This window comes from Nocardioides rubriscoriae, from assembly GCF_008087085.1.
Taxonomy (GTDB): domain Bacteria; phylum Actinomycetota; class Actinomycetes; order Propionibacteriales; family Nocardioidaceae; genus Nocardioides; species Nocardioides rubriscoriae.
The window spans coordinates 54,432-71,600 of the sequence record NZ_VIYJ01000003.1; the positions used below are offsets into that span (position 1 = coordinate 54,432).

At 70.9% G+C, this 17,169-nt stretch carries 18 protein-coding genes; 12 read left to right on the forward strand and 6 right to left on the reverse strand.

What is annotated here, in order from left to right:
• Nucleotides 1–169: 169 nt before the first annotated feature.
• Complete coding sequence (locus FZC61_RS06830; RefSeq protein ID WP_148613423.1) at nt 170–1,345, reverse strand: acyl-CoA dehydrogenase family protein; 1,176 nt, start codon at nt 1,343–1,345, stop codon at nt 170–172.
• 54 nt (nt 1,346–1,399) lie between these two features.
• Here FZC61_RS06830 and FZC61_RS06835 point away from each other — a divergent pair, with 54 nt between their 5' ends.
• Entirely contained in the window at nt 1,400–2,176 is a 777-nt protein-coding gene (locus FZC61_RS06835) for a crotonase/enoyl-CoA hydratase family protein (RefSeq protein WP_148613424.1), read from the forward strand.
• Between the two features lie 94 nt (nt 2,177–2,270).
• On the opposite strand, the gene FZC61_RS06840 is transcribed toward FZC61_RS06835, so the two are convergent.
• Nucleotides 2,271–3,071: an SDR family NAD(P)-dependent oxidoreductase gene (locus tag FZC61_RS06840; protein ID WP_148613425.1), complete on the reverse strand. Its 801-nt coding sequence runs from the start codon at nt 3,069–3,071 to the stop codon at nt 2,271–2,273.
• Nucleotides 3,072–3,156: 85 nt separating this feature from the next.
• Here FZC61_RS06840 and FZC61_RS06845 point away from each other — a divergent pair, with 85 nt between their 5' ends.
• The 7 genes from FZC61_RS06845 (at nt 3,157) to FZC61_RS06875 (ending at nt 12,314) form a co-directional block, all read left to right on the forward strand.
• Complete coding sequence (locus FZC61_RS06845; RefSeq protein ID WP_148613426.1) at nt 3,157–4,395, forward strand: NAD(P)/FAD-dependent oxidoreductase; 1,239 nt, start codon at nt 3,157–3,159, stop codon at nt 4,393–4,395.
• On the forward strand, nt 4,392–5,456 hold the full coding sequence (locus tag FZC61_RS06850) for an NAD(P)-dependent alcohol dehydrogenase (protein ID WP_148613427.1): 1,065 nt from the start codon (nt 4,392–4,394) through the stop codon (nt 5,454–5,456). Before FZC61_RS06845 ends, FZC61_RS06850 begins: the two co-directional genes overlap by 4 nt.
• Nucleotides 5,453–6,844 carry a glucose-6-phosphate dehydrogenase gene (locus tag FZC61_RS06855; protein ID WP_246142576.1) on the forward strand — a complete coding sequence of 464 codons (1,392 nt, stop codon included), beginning with the start codon at nt 5,453–5,455 and terminating at the stop codon, nt 6,842–6,844. Before FZC61_RS06850 ends, FZC61_RS06855 begins: the two co-directional genes overlap by 4 nt.
• Complete coding sequence (locus FZC61_RS06860; RefSeq protein ID WP_148613428.1) at nt 6,841–8,649, forward strand: glycoside hydrolase family 15 protein; 1,809 nt, start codon at nt 6,841–6,843, stop codon at nt 8,647–8,649. The genes FZC61_RS06855 and FZC61_RS06860 overlap by 4 nt, the downstream gene beginning before the upstream one ends.
• Complete coding sequence (locus tag FZC61_RS06865) at nt 8,646–9,338, forward strand: maleylpyruvate isomerase mycothiol-dependent enzyme family protein (RefSeq protein ID WP_148613429.1); 693 nt, start codon at nt 8,646–8,648, stop codon at nt 9,336–9,338. The genes FZC61_RS06860 and FZC61_RS06865 overlap by 4 nt, the downstream gene beginning before the upstream one ends.
• On the forward strand, nt 9,335–10,756 hold the full coding sequence (locus tag FZC61_RS06870) for a mycothione reductase (RefSeq protein ID WP_148613430.1): 1,422 nt from the start codon (nt 9,335–9,337) through the stop codon (nt 10,754–10,756). Before FZC61_RS06865 ends, FZC61_RS06870 begins: the two co-directional genes overlap by 4 nt.
• 64 nt (nt 10,757–10,820) lie before the next feature.
• Nucleotides 10,821–12,314 (forward strand): hypothetical protein, encoded by a 1,494-nt coding sequence (locus tag FZC61_RS06875; protein ID WP_148613431.1) that lies wholly within the window; start codon nt 10,821–10,823, stop codon nt 12,312–12,314.
• 47 nt (nt 12,315–12,361) lie between these two features.
• Here the strand turns inward: FZC61_RS06875 and FZC61_RS06880 are convergent, their stop codons facing one another.
• Nucleotides 12,362–13,639, reverse strand: a complete 1,278-nt coding sequence (locus FZC61_RS06880; protein WP_148613432.1) for an HNH endonuclease — start codon at nt 13,637–13,639, stop codon at nt 12,362–12,364.
• A gap of 140 nt (nt 13,640–13,779) precedes the next feature.
• On the opposite strand from FZC61_RS06880, the gene FZC61_RS06885 reads away from it, so the two are divergent.
• Nucleotides 13,780–14,049: a hypothetical protein gene (locus FZC61_RS06885; RefSeq protein WP_148613433.1), complete on the forward strand. Its 270-nt coding sequence runs from the start codon at nt 13,780–13,782 to the stop codon at nt 14,047–14,049.
• 142 nt (nt 14,050–14,191) lie between these two features.
• Here the strand turns inward: FZC61_RS06885 and FZC61_RS06890 are convergent, their stop codons facing one another.
• Nucleotides 14,192–15,382 (reverse strand): calcium-binding protein, encoded by a 1,191-nt coding sequence (locus tag FZC61_RS06890; protein ID WP_148613434.1) that lies wholly within the window; start codon nt 15,380–15,382, stop codon nt 14,192–14,194.
• 129 nt (nt 15,383–15,511) lie between these two features.
• Between FZC61_RS06890 and FZC61_RS06895 the strand changes: the two genes are divergently transcribed.
• On the forward strand, nt 15,512–15,742 hold the full coding sequence (locus tag FZC61_RS06895) for a DUF2283 domain-containing protein (RefSeq protein WP_211357145.1): 231 nt from the start codon (nt 15,512–15,514) through the stop codon (nt 15,740–15,742).
• A 74-nt stretch (nt 15,743–15,816) separates the two neighbouring features.
• Nucleotides 15,817–16,098, forward strand: coding sequence for a hypothetical protein (locus FZC61_RS06900; RefSeq protein WP_148613435.1), 282 nt, complete (start codon nt 15,817–15,819; stop codon nt 16,096–16,098).
• 66 nt (nt 16,099–16,164) lie between these two features.
• Here FZC61_RS06900 and FZC61_RS06905 read toward each other — a convergent pair whose 3' ends face one another.
• On the reverse strand, nt 16,165–16,545 hold the full coding sequence (locus tag FZC61_RS06905) for a hypothetical protein (protein ID WP_148613436.1): 381 nt from the start codon (nt 16,543–16,545) through the stop codon (nt 16,165–16,167).
• Complete coding sequence (locus FZC61_RS06910; RefSeq protein ID WP_148613437.1) at nt 16,523–16,711, reverse strand: hypothetical protein; 189 nt, start codon at nt 16,709–16,711, stop codon at nt 16,523–16,525. Before FZC61_RS06910 ends, FZC61_RS06905 begins: the two co-directional genes overlap by 23 nt.
• Before the next feature lie 120 nt (nt 16,712–16,831).
• Between FZC61_RS06910 and FZC61_RS06915 the strand changes: the two genes are divergently transcribed.
• Complete coding sequence (locus tag FZC61_RS06915; protein ID WP_148613438.1) at nt 16,832–17,152, forward strand: cold-shock protein; 321 nt, start codon at nt 16,832–16,834, stop codon at nt 17,150–17,152.
• Nucleotides 17,153–17,169 lie beyond the last annotated feature (17 nt).

The following is a 17,169-nucleotide window of genomic DNA, read 5'->3' on the forward strand; positions in this document are numbered from 1 at the left end:
TCGCGTGCACCTGGCGTCCCGACAAGGGGACCTGGGTGCGCAGCAGGACCGTCAACACCGAAGCCGACGCCCCCGGGAAGAGAGCGCTCAACGGTTGCGCGAAGTCCATATGACTATCTTAGCAGTCACATGACTACATCACGCATCAAGCGATGCGACAGGTAGTCGTTCAGAGCGAGCTGATCTCCCCGTCGCCGCCGGTCTTCTTGTCGAGCGAGCGGGCGATGATCATGCGCTGGATCTGGTTGGTGCCCTCGAAGATCTGCATGACCTTGGCCTCGCGCATGTAGCGCTCGACGGGGTAGTCGCGGGTGTAGCCGGCGCCGCCGAGCGCCTGGACCGCGTCGGTGGTGACCTTCATGGCGCCGTCGGTGGCGACGAGCTTGGCGACCGACGCCTCGCGGCCGAACGGGAGGCCGGCGTCGCGCAGGCGGGCGGCGTGCAAGGTGGTGGCGCGCGCGGTCTGGATCGTGGCCTCCATGTCGGCCAGGAGGAACCCGAGACCCTGGTGGTCGAGGATGCGCTTGCCGAAGGTGGTGCGCTCGCGGGCGTAGGCCAGGGCGTGGTCGAGCGCTCCCTGGGCCAGGCCGGTGGCGACGGCGGCGATGCCGAGACGGCCGGCGTCGAGGCCGGCCAGGGCGATCTTGAGGCCGTCGCCCTCGGCACCGAGGCGGCGCTCGGCGGGGACGCGGACGCCGTCGAAGCGCATGGTCGTGGTGTGGGAGGCGGTCAGGCCCATCTTGCGCTCGGGCGGGTCCGAGGACAGCCCGGGAGCGTCGCCGGGGACCAGGAAGCACGAAATGCCGCGGGCGCCGTCGTCGGAGGTGCGGGCCATGACCTTGTAGAAGTCGGCGTTGCCGCCGTGGGTGGTCCAGGCCTTGGCGCCGTCGATCACGTAGCCGTCGCCGTCACGCCGTGCGGTGGTGCGCATGGCGGCGGGGTCGGAGCCGGCGTGGGCCTCCGACAGGCAGTAGGCGCCGAGCAGGTCGCCGGCGAGCATGTCGGGCAGCCACTGCTGCTTCTGCTCCTCGGTGCCCTGGGTGTAGAGCCCGAAGCAGGACAGCGCGTGCACCGACACCCCGACGCCCACCGAGGCCCAGACCGCGCCAATCTCCTCGAGCACCTGGAGGTAGACCTCGTAGGAGAGCCCGCCGCCGCCGACGTCCTCGGGGTAGGGAAGGCCGAGGATCCCGGTCTTGCCGAGCATGCGGAACACGTCGCGGGGGAAGGTCTCGGTGGCCTCGGCCTCGGCGACCTGGGGTGCGAGCTCCTGGGTGCAGATGTCGCGCACCAGGCGCAGCAGGTCGGCGTGCTCTTCGGTGTCGAGGACTCGGCGTGCAGGCATGCCTCCGAGGTTAGCCGCCGCCACCCGCCCGTCCGGATCTGGTTGAGTGCCCTCATGAGCGACGAAGCCCAGCCCGCCGTCCTGGTCGAGGCCCGCGACGGGGTCCAGGTCATCACCATCAACCGACCGGAGGCGCGCAACGCCCTCAACGGGGACGTCGCACGCGGCATCGCCGCGGCCGTCGACGAGCTCGACGCGAGCGACGAGCTGTGGGTGGGGGTGCTCACCGGCGCCGGCGGCACGTTCTGCTCCGGCATGGACCTCAAGGGCTTCCTCACCGGTGACCTGCCGCTGGTCGAGGGGCGCGGCCTGGGTGGCATCACCGAGCGGCCGCCGCGCAAGCCGCTGATCGGCGCCGTCGAGGGGTACGCCGTCGCCGGCGGCTTCGAGCTGCTGCTGGCCTGCGACCTCGTCGTCGCCGCCGAGACCGCCAAGCTCGGGGTGCCGGAGGTCAAGCGCGGGCTGGTCGCCGGCGCCGGTGCGGCGATGCTGCTGCCGCAGCGGATCCCGCCGGCCATCGCGCTCGAGATGCTGCTCACCGGCGACCCGATCACCGCCACGCGCGCCGCCGAGCTCGGCCTGGTCAACCGCGTCGTGCCCCAGGGCGAGGCCCTCGACGGGGCGCTCGTGCTGGCCAAGGCGATCGCCGCCAACGGGCCGCTCGCCGTCGCGACCACCAAGCGCGTCGCGCTCGAGTCTCCTGACTGGTCGCACGCCGAACGCTGGGCCAAGCAGGGCGAGATGATGATGCCGGTCTTCGGCTCCGCCGACGCCACCGAGGGCGCGACGGCGTTCGCCGAGAAGCGACCGCCGAGGTGGACCGGCAAGTAACGCCACGGTGGTCTCGTGACGGTTGCGAGCGCAACCTCCTCGACCGACGTGTGGCCCGGTCGTCGTACGACGTGTGGTGACGTCGTACGCCGACCTACAGGCCGGCGACCGAGCCCGCGTCGACGCGGTAGTTGGCGCCGTTGACGAAGGACGCGAGCGCGGAGCAGAGGAAGACGACGACGGCGGCGACCTCCTCGGGCTGGCCGCGGCGGCCGAGCTCCATGTAAGGACGTTCCTCGGCGAGGAACGACTCGACGGCCTCGTCGAAGGACGTGCCCTTCTCGTCGGCGCGCTTCTCCATCATCTTGTCGGTCATCGGGGTCTCGACGAACGCCGGCGAGACCGAGTTGATGAGCAGGCCCTCGTCGGCGTACGACCGGGCGAGGCCGCGGGCGAAGGAGAGCAGGCCGGCCTTCGACGCGCAGTAGGGCAGCTCGTCGTCGTAGGGCTGCACGGCGTCCTCGCTGTTGATGTAGACGATCCGGCCCCAGCCGCCGTGGCGCAGGCTCGGCAGGAACGCGCGCGTCACGCGGACGGCCGAGAGCAGGTTGGTGTTGATGGCCTCGACCCAGTCGTCGTCGCTGATCTCGTGGAAGGGGCCGGTCGCACCGGTGATCCCGGCACCGCTCACGAGGATGTCGACCTCACCGGCCAGGTCGGCCACCGTCGCGGCGAGGTCCTGCGCCGCGGCGTCGCTCGACAGGTCGCACGCCACCGTCAGCGGTCGGGGCAGACCCTCGGGCAACCAGGCCGCCGCGTCGTCGAGGTCGTCCTTGTCGAGGTCGACCATGACCACCTGCACGCCCTCCTCGAGGAGCATCCGGGTGATGTGGCGGCCCATGCCTCCGGCGCCACCGGTGACGACGGCCGTCTTGCCTCTGATTCCCAGGTCCATCACCCCACCGTGGCTCACCCGTACGCGCGCGTGGTCACCCCCACAGGTGTCCGGACGTGCCGAAAGGGTTGCCTAGGTTCGTCAGGTGACCCACTACGACTTCCTCATCGTCGGCGGCGGCATGGTGGCCGACGCCGCGGCCAGGGGCATCCGCGAGCAGGGCTCGACCGGCAGCATCGGCGTCCTCGGCGACGAGCCGACGCCGCCGTTCCCGCGTCCGGCGCTGTCGAAGAAGCTCTGGACCGACCCCGACTTCACCGTGGCCGACGCCGACCCGGGCACCGCCGACGAGACCGGCGCCCACGTCACCCTCGACACCCGCGTCATCAGCGTCGACCCCGAGGCCCACGAGGTGACGACCGAGGCCGGCGAGACCGTCGGCTACGGCGCCCTGCTCATCGCCACCGGCGGCCACCCCACGCGACTCGACGGCCTCGAGCCGAGCGACCGGGTGCTCTACTACCGCACCCTGACCGACTACCACCGGTTGCGCGAGCTCGTCGACGTCGACCCCAAGCCGCACGTGGCGGTCGTCGGCGGCGGCTACATCGGCTCCGAGATCGCTGCAGCCATGGTCGGCGAGGGCTGTCGCGTCACGTTGCTGCACCCCGACGACGTGCTCGGGCAGTCGACCTACCCGCCGCGGCTGGCGCAGGACTTCGAGGCGCTGTTCACCGACGCGGGCGTCGACGTGCGCGGCGGCACCCGCGTCGAGGGCGGTCTGCAGGCCGACGACGGCGTCTCGCTGCGGCTGCCCGGAGGCGAGACCCTCGAGGCCGACGTCGTCGTCCTCGGTCTCGGCATCCGCCCGTCGGGTGAGCCGATCAGCGACGCCGTCGAGCGCGCCGACGACGGCGGCATCGTCGTCGACGAGCGGCTGGCCACCACCGCCCCCGACGTGTACGCCGCCGGCGACGTCGCGCAGTACCCCGACAAGATCCTGGGTCGCCGCCGCGTCGAGCACGTCGACAACGCCGACTCCATGGGCGCGGCGGTCGGCCGCATCATGGCCGGCTCCGACGAGACCTACGACCACACCCCGATGTTCTACTCCGACCTCTTCGGTCACGGCTACGAGGCCATCGGCACCCTCGACTCCTCGCTCGAGACCGTCGAGGACCGCTTCGCCAGCGGCGACGGCGGCGACGACGACGACGAGAGCGTCGTCGTCTACTACCTGACCGACGACGAGGTCGTCGGTGTCCTGCTCTGGGACTGCGACGGGGGTCTCGACGACGCGACCGCCCTGCTCGCCTCCCACACCCGGCCGGCCGACGCGCACGACCTCGTCGGCCGGATCCGCCCCCAGAAGGAGAACGCATGACCACCACCGTCACCGCCCTGTCCGTCCCGGAGGCGGGCGCCGCCTTCGAGACCGTCGACCTCGAGCGTCGCGACCTGCGACCCGACGACGTCCGCATCGACGTCAGCTGGGCCGGCATCTGCCACTCCGACATCCACCAGGCCCGCGACGAGTGGGGCCAGGGCATCTACCCGATGACCCCCGGCCACGAGATCGTCGGCACCGTCGCCGAGGTCGGCTCCACGGTCACCGACCACGCCGTCGGCGACCGGGTCGGGGTCGGCTGCTTCGTCGACGCCTGCCTCGAGTGCGAGGCCTGCCGCGACGGCGAGGAGCAGTTCTGCAGCAAGGGCGTCATCCAGACCTACAGCTCGCGCGGCTACGACGGCGAGGTCACCGCCGGCGGCTACAGCCAGCAGGTCGTGGTCCGCGACCACTTCGTCATCAAGGTGCCCGCCTCCTACGCAGACGACGACCTCGCGGGCGTCACGCCCCTGCTGTGCGCCGGCATCACGACCTACAACCCCCTCAAGCGCTACGGCGTGGGCGAGGGGTCGAAGGTCGGCGTCATCGGAATGGGCGGCCTGGGCCACGTCGCGGTCAAGATCGCCGCGGCCCTCGGCGCCGAGGTCAGCGTGCTCAGCCGCACCGACGCCAAGGAGGCCGACGGCAAGGAGTTCGGCGCGACCCACTACGTCGCCACCGCCGACGAGTCGGTCTTCGACGACCTCGCCGGGCACTTCGACCTGCTGATCAACACCGTGGGCGACGCCGTCGACCTCGACGCGTTCCTCGGCACGCTGGGCCGCGGCGGCACGATGGTCTACCTCGGCGCCCCGAGCGAGTCGCTCGACATCGGTGCCTTCTCCCTGCTGGGGATGCGCCGCGCGGTGGCCGGCTCGATGGTCGGCGGCCTCGCGCAGACCCAGGAGATGCTCGACTTCTGCGCCGAGCACGACATCACCGCCACGGTCGAGGTCATCTCGGCCGACCAGGTCGGTGACTACTACGACAAGGTCGTCGCCGGCGACGTCCGCTACCGCGCCGTCATCGACGTCGCCACCCTGGGCGCGACCAGGTGACCGAGCCGGGCACGCCCGCGCCGCACGTCGTGGTCCTCTTCGGGGCCAACGGCGACCTGGCCAAGCGGATGATCTACCCCGCGCTGGCCAGGCTCGGTGCGGCCGGGCGGCTGCCCGCGGCGTACGCCGTGGTCGGCACCGGGCGCCACGACGTCGACGACTACGCCGGCGTGATCAGCGAGTCGATCGCCGATTCTACCGACGGCGAGAACACTGATCTCGCCGAGCGGGCGACGTTTCAGACCTCCGACGCCGACGACGGCGCCGACCTGGCCAAGGCCGTGCAGGAGGCCGAGCAGAAGGTCGCCGCCGAGGCCGGCGTCGACGTCGACGACGTACGCCGTCTGGTCTACCTCTCGGTGCCGCCCGGCTCGATGACCGACATCGTCGCGATGCTCGGTCGTGAGGGCATCACCGACCGCGCCCGACTGGTCGTCGAGAAGCCGTTCGGCCTCGACCTGGAGACCTCCCGCGAGCTCGACGCCGCGCTCAAGGACGTCGTCCACGAGGACGAGGTCTTCCGCGTCGACCACTTCCTGGGCAAGGAGGCCGTGCAGAACGTGCTGGCCCTGCGGTTCGCCAACCGCCTCTTCGGCACGCTCTGGCACCGCGACCACGTCGAGTCGGTGCACATCGACGTGCCCGAGACCCTCGAGCTCGAGGGCCGCGGCAGCTTCTACGAGACCGTCGGCTGCCTGCGCGACATGGTGACCACCCACCTGAGCCAGATCCTGGGCTTCGTCGCCCTCGACCCGCCCGCCGACCTCACCGCAGAGGCGGTGCGCGACGCCAAGGCGGCCGTCTTCCAGGCGCTGCGCCCGTTCTCCAAGGAGCACGCGGTGTTCGGGCAGTTCGACGGCTACCGCGACGACGACGACGTCGACGACGACTCCGAGGTGGAGACCCTCGTCGCGCTCACGGCGTACGTCGACAACGAGCGCTGGCGCGACGTGCCCTTCCACCTGCGCACCGGCAAGGCGATGGCCGACGACCGGCGCACGGTCACGGTGCGCTTCCGCGAGCCCGAGCCGGCGCTGTTCGGCAGCACCGGTGACGGCGGGCACCCGCACGAGCTGGTCCTCGACCTCAGCGACGACGCCAAGGTCGCCGTCGAGGTGCGCGGCAAGCGCCCCGGGCCCGAGCTCGAGGTCGCGCCCGCGACGCTGACCCTCGACTACGCCGACGACTTCCCCGACGACGACCCGCTGGCCGCCTACGAACGCATCCTGCTCGACGTCTTCCACGGCGACCAGCTGCTCTTCGCCCGCGCCGACGAGGTCGACCGGCTGTGGCAGGTCGGTCAGCCGCTGCTGGAGGACCCGCCGCAGACGCAGACCTACGAGCCGGGCTCCTGGGGCCCGACGCCGCCGTGGGAGCACACGGCGTGAGCGAGTGGCTGCCGATCGCCGGTCACGGCCTGGTCGGCGACCTGCGCACCTGCGCGCTGGTCGGCATCGACGCCACGATCGACTGGTTCTGTGCCGGTCGTTTCGACTCTGCCAGCGTGTTCGGCAGCCTGCTCGACCCCGACGCCGGCTCGTGGACGATGGAGCCTGTCGACGGGGCGACCTCGACGCACCAGTTCTACCTGCCCGACTCCACCATCCTCATCACGCGCCTGCTCACCGAGGAGGGCGTCGCCGAGGTGCAGGACTTCATGCCGGTCCTGCGCCCCGACGACCCCGACCACCGCCAGCGCCTCGTGCGCCGCGTGGTCGGCGTACGCGGCACCACGACGGTCCGCACGCGGCTGGCCGCCCGGCCCGACTACGGGCGGGTCACCCCCGAGATCGAGGAGACCGACGACGGGCTGCTGATCACCGGTGACGGCGTGAGGCTGGGGCTGACGACGTCGGCCGACCTCGAGGTCGACGGCGGCGACGTGCACGCCGAGGTGCGGGTCGCGACCGGCGACGTCGTGACCTTCGTGCTCGAGGTGCTCGACCCCGACGACCCCGACTCCCGGCCCGAGGCCGGGGCGCACGACCCCGACGTGCTCCTCGCGCGCACGGCGACGTTCTGGCGCGAGTGGCTGTCGCAGTCGACCTACACCGGGCGGTGGCGCGAGATGGTCCACCGCTCCGCGCTCACCCTCAAGCTGCTCACCCACGAGCCGACCGGCGCGATCATCGCCGCCCCGACCACGAGCCTGCCCGAGGAGATCGGCGGACCGCGCAACTGGGACTACCGCTACGTCTGGATCCGCGACGCGGCGTTCAGCCTCTACGCCCTGCTCAAGCTCGGCTTCACCGACGAGGCCGCGCGCTTCATGGAGTGGCTCTCGAAGCGGATGGGCGAGGCCACCCACGACGTCGACGACCTCGGGCCGCTGCGCGTGGCCTACGACATCGACGGCAAGATCCCCGAGGAGACCGAGCTCGAGCATTTGCGCGGCCACCGCGACTCCCAGCCGGTCCGGGTCGGCAACGCCGCGACCGGTCAGCTGCAGCTCGACATCTACGGCGAGCTCATCGACTCGGTCTACCTGTTCAACAAGTATGGCCCCGGCATCAGCCACGACGCCTGGACCGACCTGTGTCGCGTGCTCGAGTGGGTGATGGCCAACTGGGAGCGCAAGGACGCCGGCATGTGGGAGATCCGTGACGAGCCGCAGGCCCACACCACCTCGCGGCTGATGTGCTGGGTCGCGGTCGAGCGCATGATGCGCACGGCCCGACAGCGCGGCCTGCCCGGCGACGTCTCGGCGTGGTCGAAGGTCCGCGACGACATCTACGCCCGCATCCAGGAGCACAGCTGGGACGCCGAGGTCGGCGCCTACATGCAGAGCGAGGGCTCCGACACCGTCGACGCCGGGGTGCTGCTGATGCCGATGGTCAAGTTCGTCGCACCCCACGACCCGCGCTTCGTGTCGACACTGAAGGTCATCGAGGAGCGCCTGGTCTCCGACAGCCTGGTCTTCCGCTACGACCTGGGCGAGGCCACCGACGGCGTCGACGGGGCCGAGGGCACCTTCTCGCTCTGCTCGTTCTGGTACGTCGAGGCCCTGACCCGGGTGGGTCGGCTCGACGAGGCCCGGCTCGCGCTGGAGAAGATGTTCACCTACGCCAACCACCTCGGGCTGTTCGCCGAGCAGGTCGGTCTCACCGGTGAGCAGCTCGGCAACTTCCCCCAGGCCTTCACCCACCTCTCGCTCATCAGCGCGGCCACCAACCTCGACGGGAGGCTCGGATGACCCAGCAGCTGGAGGGGCCCGACGCGGCCGTCGAGTGGCGCGGGGTGCTCGACCGGGTGCGCGGGTTCGTCATCGACGCCGTTGAGCACGACGGCGTGCAGGCGACCAACCTCACCGTGCCGGCCTGCCCCGACTGGTCGGCCCACGACCTGCTCTGCCACATGGTGGGCCTGGTCGCCGACGTGCTCGACGGCCATGAGCCCGACGACCACCACCCCGACTGGACCCAGGCCCAGGTCGTCGCCCGTCGGGGTCGCACCAGCCTCGAGGTGCTCGACGAGTGGGCCGGGCTGGCCGACCGGATGGACACCTACCTGCGCGAGCGCAGCACGCGCCCGCTCAACGACGCGATCATCCACGAGCAGGACCTGCGCGGCGCGCTGCAACGGCCCGGCGCCCGCGACTGCGCCGGCGTGGCCTCGGTGCGCGAGACGCTGGCGACGCGGCTGGCCGGGTCGCTCGACGGGCTCGCGCCGCTCGAGCTGCGCTCCGACGCGTGGTCGTGGTCGTCCGGTGAGGGCGAGTCCGGGGTCGTCCTCGAGGCGTCGGGCTTCGACCTCTTCCGGGCGGTGTCGAGCCGTCGTACGGCCGCGCAGCTGCGGTCCTACGTCGTCGCCGGCGACGTCACGCCCTACCTCGACCACTTCGCCCAGCTGGGCGACCTGCCCACCCGTAGCCTTCCCGAATGACCGACCACTACGACCTCGTCGTCATCGGGGCCGGCTCCGGCAACACGATCGTCGACGACCGCTTCGACCACCTCAAGGTCGCAATCGTCGAGCGGGGCCCCTTCGGCGGCACCTGCCTCAACCGCGGCTGCATCCCGTCGAAGATGTTCATCCACCCGGCCGAGACCACCGTCGCCGCCCTGCGCGGCCCCGTGCTCGGCGTGCCGACCGACGTCGGGCCGGCCGACTGGGCGGCGATCCGTGACCGGATCTTCACCCGGGTCGACGCCAACGCGCAGGGCGGGCGCGAGAAGCGCCGGAGCGCCGACAACGTCGACGTCCACGTCGGCACCGCCCGCTTCACCGGCGAGCGGCGCCTGGTCGTCGAGCTCGAGGACGGCGGCTCGGTCGAGCTGACCGCCGACCACGTCGTGCTCGCCTCCGGGTCGCGCCCGGTGGTGCCGCCGATCGGCGGCCTGGCCGGCGTCGCCTTCGAGACCAGCGACACGATCATGCGGATCCCGGCGCTGCCCCCACGCCTCGGCGTCCTCGGCGGGGGCTACGTCGGCTGCGAGCTGGCCCACGTGTTCGCGTCGTACGGCAGCCAGGTGGTGCAGGTCGAGGGCGAGGACCGGCTGCTCGCCGGCCAGGACGCCGACGTCGCCGCGCACTTCACCGCCGGCGCGCGTCGCCGCTACGACGTCAGGCTGGGCGTCCAGCTCGAGCGGGTCTCGCACGGCCCCGGTGGCATCACGATGCACCTCGACGACGGCTCCACCGCCGAGGTCGACGTGCTGCTCGTCGCCGTGGGCCGCGTGCCCAACTCTGACCTCCTCCAGGTCGAGAAGGCCGGTGTCGAGACCGACGAGCACGGTCTGATCGTGGTCGACGAGCACCAGCGCACGACCGCAGACAGCGTGTGGGCGCTGGGTGACGCCAGCAGCCACGAGCCCCTCAAGCACGTCGCCAACCAGGACGCCCGCACCGTGCAGGCCAACCTGCTGGCGGTGCTCTCCGGCTCCGGGGAGCTGGTCGTGAGCGACCACCGCTTCGTCCCGCAGGCCGTCTTCGCGCACCCGCAGGTCGCCTCCGTCGGTCTCACCGAGGCCGAGGCGCGCGAGGAGCACGGCGACGACCTCGTCATCGCCCGCCACGACATCGCCGACGTCGCCTTCGGCTGGGCGCTGGCCGGCGAGCTCGACGACGACGCCGAGGCGACCGGCTTCGTCAAGCTGCTCGCCCGGCGCTCGACCGGGCTCCTGGTCGGCGCGCACCTGATCGGGCCGATGGCGTCGGTGCTGGTGCAGCCGCTGATCCAGGCGATGGCGCACGACCTGCCCGTGCGCGGCCTCGCGCGCAGCCAGTACTGGATCCACCCCAGCCTCGCCGAGGTCGTCGAGAACGCCTTGCTCGACCTCGAGGCCGCGCTGGACGCCTGACCCGCTGGCCGGCTGACCGACCCTCACCGGCCCGGCGTACGACGTCACGGTTACGGTTCCCTGCATGGCTGAGTCGTTGTCGCGTGAGCTGATCCTGCCGGCGCGTCGGTTGGCGGTGCCCGAGAAGCCGTCGGACCGTCAGCTGGCCGCGGCCGCCGCGCAGAGCCCCGACGTGTGGAGCGCGACGCCGCGCGAGTGGGTGACCCAGCAGGTCGTGCGGCTCGCCGTCGCCGCCGTGCTGCGGTCGCAGGTCGAGCGCTCCGGTGGCGAGCAGGGCGAGCAGGCCACGCTCGGCCAGGTCGCGACCCTCTTCCGTCCCCACGCCGGCCTGGCCGCCCAGGCGTTCCGTCTCGGCGTCGTCGAGGCGGTCAACGCGGGCGTGCCCGCGGCGGTCGACCCGCTGCGCGACGCCCTGCGGCGCCTCGGCGTCACCGGCCGCGAGCCGCTGGTCATGGTCGCCCTCGGGCTCGACCGGGTCCCCGCCGGCGCCGGTGACGAGTTCTGGACGGCCGTGCGCACCTCGACCACGGTCACCGCCGTCATCGACGCCATCACCTCGGGTCACCACGGTGCCGTCGACCTCGGCAAGCTCGACCGCCGCCAGCTCGCCCGCGCCGATGCGCTGGTCCTCGCTGGCGGCCGGGTCACGCCGGTCTCGCTGGTCACCCCGCCCGCGGGCAAGGGCGGTGGGTGGCTGCAGGTCCCCGTCGCGCTGACCAAGCCGCGGCGCCGCAGCGCCGACGAGCTCGCCCGCGGCGGCAAGGGCGGACCCGTCGAGGTCGTCCTGCGTGCCGACGGCTGGACCGAGGTCTTCGAGACCGCCCTCGACGCCGTCAGCGCCGCCATGCACCAGCTCGACGGCGGCAGCCGCCCCCAGGGCCGTGGACGTACGTCGTCGGCCACCGAGTCGCTGGTCCAGCGCCTGGTCTCGGCCCGCAAGCGCCCGGTCGGCGAGGTCATCACGTCGCTGCGCGCCGTCGACGAGTTCGTGCTGGAGATGTTCGACCACCAGGTCACCATGACCGACGTGCGCGTCGCCGTCCCCGTGCTCGAGGACGACGCCCTCACCCAGCTCTGGCTCTCGCCCGAGGCGCTGGCCGGCCCGCTGGTCACCGGCGCGGCCGACCTGTTCCTCGGCGGGCGCGCCGAGACGCGCCCCGAGCGGGGTGGTCGTGAGGGTGGCGGTCGCGACGGTGGCGGTCGCGGTCGGCCCGAGGGTGGCCGTGGCCGAGGTGAGGGCCGTGGTGACGGCCGTGGTGAGGGTGGTCGTGGTGGACGTCGTGGGCGTGGCCCGCGCGGGGAGAAGCCTGCTGCCCCCGAGTCCGGTGAGACCGCCGGGGCCTCTGGGCCCGTCGAGCCTGCGGGGGCTGCCACCGAGTCGGCCCCGGTGACGGAGCGGTCGACCCCGACCGCTCCCGAGCCGACGTCTCAGCCGGCACCCGAGCCGACGCCTCCGTCGACGCCCGAACCGGCGCCGGCTGTCGAGCAACCGCCCGCAGCGCCGCCGCAGCCCTCAGCGGCACCGGACCCGGTCGCACCCACCGAACCCACGTCCTGACATGCCTGTAGCCCCGCCCGGGTGGGCGGGGTGTGGGGGCGGGGTGGTCAGGGTTCGGTGGTGCGGTCGACGAGGTAGGTCGCGCCGGCGGGGGACCGCCACAGGTAGACCCCTGGGGCTGGTGACTCGTAGGACCAGAGACTGAAGGTCTTGGCGCGGTGGTGTCCGCGGCACAGGCGGGCGAGGTTGCTGGAGCGGGTTTGTGCGTCGGCTTCGAGGTCGCCGGCGTCGTCATCCCCGGCGTCATCATCCCCGTCGTCGTCATCGGTGTCGTGGTCGTAGGGCTCGGTGTGGTCGCGGTCGGTGCGGTGGCGGGTGCAGAAGGGGAACACGCAGCGTCGGTCGCGTAGGTCGACCTGTTCGGCCAGGCGGGTGTCGGGGACGTAGCCGTGGGTGGTGAGGTCGGCGTTGAGGTCGATGACGGGTTTGATGGTGACCTTGACCCCGGGCCGGGTGCACCAGGTGATCAGCTGGTCGACCAGGACCGGGGTGCCGTTGACGGTCGCGACGTCGCTGCCGTCGACGTGGGCGTAGAGGGTGACCCCGCGCCCGGGGCCAGTCCCGGCGCTGGTGCCGGTGTCGGGGTTGGTGGGGAGGTCGAGGGCGAGCTGGCCGCGCGCGATCTCGCCGGCGGCTGCGGCGCGGCGTACGTCGAGGGTGTCGTCGGAGCCGAGGTCGGCGAGCTGGGCCGCGGCGGCTGACACCGCGGCGTCGAGGTCGAGGGCGTCGGCGAGGTCGAGGACGCCGTGGACCTCGACGGTCCCGCCGAGCACGATCGGGTTGTCGGTGAGGTCGATGTCGAAGCAGCGGGCTTCGTCGGCGCGTCTGCGCCGGTCCTCGGCTTCGGCCGGGTTGTGGGTGGCCAGCGCGACGGCGATGGTGCGGTCGACCTGGCCGAGGGTGATGGTGTGGGCGCAGTGCGCGAGGGCCCGGTCGACGTCAGCCGCACCGGCCTGGGGTAGGCACTGGGTGCGGGCGGTGATCCGGAAGGCCCGCCACACCGGAACCTGCAGGTCGAGGACGCGTTGCCACAGCCGGGGCAGGCGGTGGCGCAGCTCCAACGCGTTGCCGACGTAGGTGGTGCAGGAGTCGGCGGACTGGCCCAGGACACAGGACAGGTCCCAGGTGTCGAACTCGCTGATGACCGGGCACCCGACCCCACCCAGCCGCAGCCCCGGGGTCGCCACCAGTGCATCGCCGACCTGGTGGGCGCCTGTCCAGTCGAGGACCGCGACCAGCTCGGCGACCTCAGATTGACGCTTCCAGTCCCGGGCCTGCGCGACCGCGGCCAGGGCCGGGTCGAGCAGGGTCTGGGTGCTGGTCATGTCTTCGACCCTAGACGCGACCACCGACAGTTTTCGATCAGAGTGACGACGAGACAAAACGTCGGTCTGGTGGTGGTCGCGGCGGTGCTCCTCCACAGTGCAGCGCGTCCGTCGGAGTCATGGCCCGGGATACTGGCGTCGTGTCGTCCCGTCGCCGGTTGGTCCTGGCCCTCGCGCTGGTCCTGCCCCCGTTGGGTCTGACCTGGGGCGGTCTGGAGGTGGCGCTCAGCCACGCGGCCGAGAGCTGCTACGAGACGCGGCCGGGCTACCTCAAGCAGCAGGTCGTCGAGGTCCATCGTCGGTGGTGGGCGGTCGACTGTGTGATGGACCCTCACGACGGCAGCGGGCGCTACACCGCGCACCGGCCGTGGCAGTCGTTGCGCGCCATCAAGGACATCGACGGCGACTGACAGGGCCACGACACCGAGTGAGGACGCGCTGGTGCCAGGCGGCAGTGCTGCAGCTCTGAGCCGGTCCCGACAGCGGCATCGACCTATCCGGCCCCCAGCACGACTCGCGGCCTGGTCGGGCGGATGTGTCGAGCCCCAGTCTTCACCGCTCGCAGTTGCGTCGAACTTCTGCCAGGCACAGGTCTAGGCGAGGACCACCGTTGGCGATGTCTCGTCCGGGTCCGCCATAGATGTTGTCCCGACCCCCGCTACCTACGAGAGTGTCCTTGCCGGGTCCGCCGCGAACGACGTGCGGCTTTCGCGTGCAATCCGAGGTTGACCTTGCGGTGATTCGATCGTTGCCCGAGCCGCCCGACACGCGCACGGTGCAACCCATGGCCCGGATGACGTTGGACTGGGTGTCGCCGTTCACGGTGACTGAGATGGATCTCGCGGTCACGTTGGTGAACGACGTCGCGGTCACCGCCAGCTGGGTGGCGTCAACTGAGCCGTTTCGTAGGCTGACGACGACGTTGCGCGATCCGCGGAAGGTCGGCGTGTATCGGACCTCGTCCGCCCCTTCACCGCCTGCCACGGAGCCGTTGGTCCCGGCGGCGACCGACACGACGTCGTTGCCGCCTCCGAGCGTGGCTGTGAGGGTGTCTGGGTCGTCGCCGATGAGGGGTGCTTCGCCAGCGTTGGCGTAGAGGCTCTCAGCGGCAGGGGTACCTCTGAACCGGATCTGGTTGAGGTTGGTTCCCTCGAGATGGAAAGACTCGATTCCGTTGAGCGTCGCCGCAGGGTGCTCGTCGACCGCCACGGATGCGCCGGCATCTGCTGACATCAGGTTCCCTGAGCTGCGAAGGATGAGCCGGTCGCGGCCCGGGCCGCCTTGAATGACACCCACCGGGACACCATCCATCGTCAGGGTGCTGTGTCCGGTCCCCATGCTGACAAGGTCGCCGTTTTCTGTGCGCTGGTCGATGTCCATGCCGTCGTCGGCGCCGGCACCGCTCACGATCAAGTCGTTGCCGTCACTGCCGATCACCCGATCCACCGCCCAGGCGAAGTTGTGGTCGTACTCCTCGTAACCGTCCAGTACTGCGGTTGCGTCTCCTCCGGTCAGACATACGAGGTCTGCACCCTCGTCGGCGTACACGAGTTTCGCGCCGTTGCTGATGATGACGTCCGGTTCGGGGGTCCCTGAAAGTCGAGCCTGGCCGGGGTTTCCGACGATGGTGGCGGGCTGTCCACCGCATGTGGCTGCTGCTCCGGCTTGGGTCGGGGCAGCCTCGGAAATGACGGCGGGAACCACAAGCACTGCGGTGAAGAGCGGGTATCCGAGATTGCGCACGCGGGCTCCAGACCTTACGAGTGGAGCAACAGGGTCGCACGCGGCACCTAGCCTGCCCGACCATCGGCACGAGAGCGCTTCAAACGCGGCAAAGTAGGGGCAGGTCGCTGCATGAACCATGCTGAACTCATGAAGGACTCGGTTGAGCCGTTGCGCGTGACCTACGACGCGCAGGCGGACGCCGCGTACATCTACTTCGTGCCGGACGTCGAGTTCGGTCAGGCGGTCAGGACCGTCCCCGTGGATGGCGGGGAGCATCCTTGGATGGTCAACATCGACGTAGGCGCTGATGGCCGCATCCTCGGCGTCGAGGTTCTGGACGCCCGTCGACTGCTACCTCCCGCACTTCTCGGGCTGTGATTGATCGGAGCCCGACTCTCGGCATCGGGCGCCCTAGACGCGGCATGGTCAGGCGCGTGAGGCAGGCTGTCGCCATGTCCCTCATCGAGTTCTGGCCTGACTACGGCCCGGGACCTCTGTGGGCCAAGGAGGGTGGAGTCGTTGACCCGACGGGGTTGCCCATCAGTGCAGACCTCGCTGCGCGAATCACCGCATGGAACGGCGCCTACGAAGAGGACAAAGTGCCACTACAAGGCCCGGGCGACACGTCTTGGCTGTCGGAGGGGAAGAGGCTGCTCGCAGAATCGCGAGCCGCTGTCGGCGACCACTACGACGTGGAAGTCACCGAGCCATGGTGGGGCGAAGCGCCGTCGTAGCCGATACGCCCGACTCTCGGCATCACTGTGCTCGGAAGGCGCCATGGTCGGGCGGTTCTGAGTCGGTCAGCGCGTGACAACATCGGGCTCATGCAGATGGACGACGAGACGCGCCGTGATGAACTCCGGCGGGCTGGGGAGCGTGTCCACCTGCTCGAAGCGGTGGCCTTGGTCATCGAGCAACCGCATCGGTTGCTCGACGTAGTTCTGGGAGCCGCCGACGTTGCTGACGCGACAGAACGTGTGCAGCACGAGTTCGGGTTCACCGACGCACAGGCCAGCCTCGTGCTCGACATGCAGTTCCGCCGGATGCCGGACCGTGAGAGGCAGCGCATTGCGACGGAACTGGCAGCGACAAAAGCCGCTGTAGTCGAACTGGGCCGCTAGCAGCGCCGTCCGGCAATCGATACGACGTGCGGCGGAGTCAGGGTCGGCGTTGTCGAGCACGGACGAGTGCTAAGGCGGTGACAACGCCGAACGCAAGGAAGACGGTCATCAGTACCCCGAACACCTTGGCCAGCACGTGCTCTCCTTGCCCCGAGAATGACACCGTCGCCATGCCAAAGACGAATACGCCGAACACGCAGTTGTACATCTGGGTGCGGAGCGACACGCCGTAAGCATCGCAGAGTCTCACGCCAAGTCGCGCCCACCCATCCGCCTTCTGCGCGGCAGAGTCGGGCGGGTGCCTGCCGGGCTGCATGGACGGGGTCTTGCCTGCGATGCTCTAGGTATGAGGGCAACCGGCGTGGTTCGTGCCTGGCATGAAGACGAGGGCTGGGGCGTCATCGACTCGCCTGTGACTCCGGCTGGCTGCTGGACGCACTTCTCTTCGGTCCGCGTCGACGGCCTCGCGACGCTGGCGGTGGGTCAGGAAGTGACGTTCGAGTTCACGTCTGCCGAACAGGACGGGTACCGGTTCAGAACCGATGAGGTGTGGCCCACGGGCCAAGAACCGACATCCAGCACTCCCGACGAAACCGGACCGTCAGGTGCGTATCGGTCCACTGTCACGCTCACCTTCGCCGAGCCCGGCGCTTCTGACCCGTGTTGACTGCGGCCTGTGGCGTG

Coding starts and splice junctions, on each gene's coding strand:
- FZC61_RS06830 (WP_148613423.1), bottom strand. CDS start 1,345: ATGCCTGCACGCCGAGTCCTCGACACCGAAGAGCACGCCGACCTGCTG.
- FZC61_RS06835 (WP_148613424.1), top strand. CDS start 1,400: ATGAGCGACGAAGCCCAGCCCGCCGTCCTGGTCGAGGCCCGCGACGGG.
- FZC61_RS06840 (WP_148613425.1), bottom strand. CDS start 3,071: ATGGACCTGGGAATCAGAGGCAAGACGGCCGTCGTCACCGGTGGCGCC.
- FZC61_RS06850 (WP_148613427.1), top strand. CDS start 4,392: ATGACCACCACCGTCACCGCCCTGTCCGTCCCGGAGGCGGGCGCCGCC.
- FZC61_RS06865 (WP_148613429.1), top strand. CDS start 8,646: ATGACCCAGCAGCTGGAGGGGCCCGACGCGGCCGTCGAGTGGCGCGGG.
- FZC61_RS06870 (WP_148613430.1), top strand. CDS start 9,335: ATGACCGACCACTACGACCTCGTCGTCATCGGGGCCGGCTCCGGCAAC.
- FZC61_RS06875 (WP_148613431.1), top strand. CDS start 10,821: ATGGCTGAGTCGTTGTCGCGTGAGCTGATCCTGCCGGCGCGTCGGTTG.
- FZC61_RS06880 (WP_148613432.1), bottom strand. CDS start 13,639: ATGACCAGCACCCAGACCCTGCTCGACCCGGCCCTGGCCGCGGTCGCG.
- FZC61_RS06895 (WP_211357145.1), top strand. CDS start 15,512: ATGAAGGACTCGGTTGAGCCGTTGCGCGTGACCTACGACGCGCAGGCG.
- FZC61_RS06900 (WP_148613435.1), top strand. CDS start 15,817: ATGTCCCTCATCGAGTTCTGGCCTGACTACGGCCCGGGACCTCTGTGG.
- FZC61_RS06915 (WP_148613438.1), top strand. CDS start 16,832: ATGAGGGCAACCGGCGTGGTTCGTGCCTGGCATGAAGACGAGGGCTGG.